This window comes from Arthrobacter sp. Hiyo1 (assembly GCF_001263615.2).
Taxonomy (GTDB): Bacteria; Actinomycetota; Actinomycetes; order Actinomycetales; family Micrococcaceae; genus Arthrobacter.
On the sequence record NZ_DF952469.1, the window covers coordinates 464,273 to 467,085 of the forward strand.

Sequence of the window (2,813 nt, forward strand, 5' to 3'; positions counted from 1 at the left end):
GCCGTTGCGCTGCAGGAGCTCGATGACGCCGCGCGGCGTGCATGGCAGCGGCGAGGTGATCTCTCCGTTGACGTTGAGCACCAGCCGGCCCAGGTTGGTCGGGTGCAGGCCGTCGGCATCCTTGGCGGGGTCGATACGCTCGAGGATGGCGTCGGTGTCCAGGTGCTTGGGCAGTGGCAGCTGCACGATGTAACCGTGGCAGGCGGGGTCCGCATTGAGTTCGTCGATGAGGTCCTCGACCTGCGCCTGGGTGGCGTCCGCCGGAAGCTCACGCTGGATCGAGTTCATCCCGATCTCCACGGACTGCTTGTGCTTCATGGACACGTAAAGCTGCGAAGCAGGGTCCGCACCGACGAGCACAGTGGCAATGCCCGGAGTTACGCCGCGGGCCCTCAGGGCAGCTACACGCTCAGTCAGCTCAGACTTGATGGCGGCAGCGGCGGCCTTGCCGTCAAGGATCTTCGCGGTCTGCGCCATGGACGGGTTCACCACTGCTCGTGCTGCGGGTACAGCGGGAAGTCAGCGGCGAGCTTGTCGACGCGGGCCTGCAATGCTTCGACGTCGGTAGCGGAACCGGCCTTCAACGCCGAAGCGATGATCTCGCAACCTCGGCGAACTCGGTGGCTCCGAAGCCGCGGGTAGCCAGGGCCGGGGTACCGATGCGCAGGCCCGAGGTGACCATCGGCGGGCGGGGGTCGAACGGAACGGCGTTGCGGTTGACGGTGATGCCCACGGAGTGAAGGAGGTCTTCGGCCTGCTGGCCGTCCAGCTGCGAGTTGCGCAGGTCCACGAGGACCAGGTGCACGTCGGTGCCGCCGGTCAGAACGGAAACACCAGCTTCAGCGACGTCGGCCTGGTTGAGGCGATCGGCGATGATCTTGGCGCCTTCGAGGACGCGCTCCTGCCGCTCCTTGAACTCCTCGCCGGCGGCGATCTTGAAGGCAACGGCCTTGGCGGCGATCACGTGCATGAGCGGGCCGCCCTGCTGGCCCGGGAACACGTTGGAGTTAAGCTTCTTGGCCCATTCCTGCTTGGCGAGGATCACGCCGGAACGGGGGCCGGCCAGCGTCTTGTGCACCGTGGAGGTGACGACGTCGGAGTGCGGCACCGGCTCGGGTGCAGGCCTGCTGCGACGAGGCCCGCGAAGTGGGCCATGTCCGTCCAGAGGAGCGCGCCAACCTCGTCGGCGATGGAACGGAAGGCTGCGAAATCGAGGTGGCGCGGGTAAGCGGACCAGCCGGCGATGATGACCTGGGGCTTCTCGGCAATGGCTTGTTCGCGGAGCTTGTCCATGTCCACGCGGAAGCTGTCTTCTTCAACCTGGTAGGCAGCCACGTTGTAGAGCTTCCCGGAGAAGTTGAGCTTCATGCCGTGGGTCAGGTGGCCGCCGTGGGCAAGGGAAAGGCCGAGGATCTTGTCACCTGGAGTGATCATGGCGGACAGGGCTGCGGCGTTGGCCTGCGCACCGGAGTGCGGCTGGACGTTGGCGTACTCGGCGCCGAAGAGCGCCTTCACGCGGTCGATGGCCAGTTGCTCGGCGACGTCCACGTATTCGCAACCACCGTAGTAGCGGCGGCCCGGGTAGCCTTCGGCGTACTTGTTGGTCAGGACGGAGCCCTGGGCTTCCATGACGGCGCGGGGCGCAAAGTTCTCGGAAGCGATCATTTCCAGGGTGCCGCGCTGGCGGCCGAGTTCCTGTTCCAGAACTGCTGCGATCTCGGGGTCGAGCTCGGCAAGCGGCTGGTTGCTGATGGTCGCGGAGGTGATGGTGGTGGTGGTCACGAAGATCTCCTGGATAGGCAACGGGTATTTCTACAGGTCAGGCTACCGGCTGGGTTTTTTCCATGCCTTTGATTACGGGGCATGGCACAGCGACAGTAAAACGTGACCCTCGGCCCAGGCGTACGATCCGTGGTCTTCAAAATGCCGCTCCCTGGTGGTGCACCACCCAACGCCAGTCGCGACGACTTAAACAGTACAACAGGTGCGCAACGGTAGGCTTTAGTTGTGACTGACTCCACCCTGCCTACGTCTTTTGTTGTAACCCTGTCCTGCCCGGACCGGCCCGGAATTGTGCACGCCGTTGCGGGGGCTTTGTTGGAGGCCGGCTGCAACATCGCAGATTCCCAGCAATACGGCAGCCCCAGCACGGGAAACTTCTTCATGCGGGTGGAAGCCACAACGTCTTCGAGCCAGGCTGAACTGAGTGCGGCGCTGGCCCCGGTGGCCGAAGAATTCGGCATGAAGTGGCAAATCAACCCGGTGGGCCAGAAGGTCCGTACCCTGATCCTGGGTTCAAAGGACGCACACTGCCTCAACGACCTGCTCTTCCAGCAACGCTCAGGAACCCTCCCCATCGAGGTGCCGGCCATCGTCTCCAACCACCGGGACCTCGAAGGCCTGGCGGAGTTCTATGGGATCCCCTTCCACCACATCCCGGTCACCCCGGACACCAAGGCGCAGGCCGAGGCGAAGCTGCTCGCACTCATCCATGAGCACGGCATCGAGCTGACCGTCCTGGCGCGCTACATGCAAGTACTCTCCAACGAGCTCTGCTCCGAGCTCAACGGCAAGGCCATCAACATCCATCACTCCTTCCTGCCGTCCTTCAAGGGGGCCAAGCCCTACCACCAGGCGCATGCCCGGGGCGTGAAGATCATCGGGGCCACTGCGCACTACGTCACGGCGGACCTCGACGAGGGTCCGATCATCGAGCAGGAAGTCATCCGGGTGGACCACGCACGCACGGCCGAGCAATTCGTGCAGATGGGCCGCGACGTCGAGGGCCGCACGCTGGCACAGGCTGTGCAGTG

At 64.5% G+C, this 2,813-nt stretch carries 2 protein-coding genes, 1 pseudogene and 1 riboswitch; of the genes and pseudogenes, 1 reads left to right on the top strand and 2 read right to left on the bottom strand.

All coding sequences use genetic code 11. The annotated features are described in order from the left end of the window. Window positions 1-477, bottom strand: a 477-nt coding sequence (locus AHiyo1_RS06540) for a tetrahydrofolate dehydrogenase/cyclohydrolase catalytic domain-containing protein (protein WP_275937040.1), incomplete at its 3' end; no start/stop codon positions are given. Between the two features lie 8 nt (window positions 478-485). Further along, window positions 486-1,782, bottom strand: a pseudogene (glyA, locus tag AHiyo1_RS06545) (serine hydroxymethyltransferase). A gap of 105 nt (window positions 1,783-1,887) precedes the next feature. Beyond that, a riboswitch (ZMP/ZTP riboswitch) is annotated at window positions 1,888-1,972 on the bottom strand. A 35-nt stretch (window positions 1,973-2,007) separates the two neighbouring features. Between glyA and purU the strand changes: the two are divergent. Continuing rightward, window positions 2,008-2,813: formyltetrahydrofolate deformylase (gene purU, locus AHiyo1_RS06550; RefSeq protein WP_059388004.1), on the top strand; the 806-nt coding region annotated here is incomplete at its 3' end.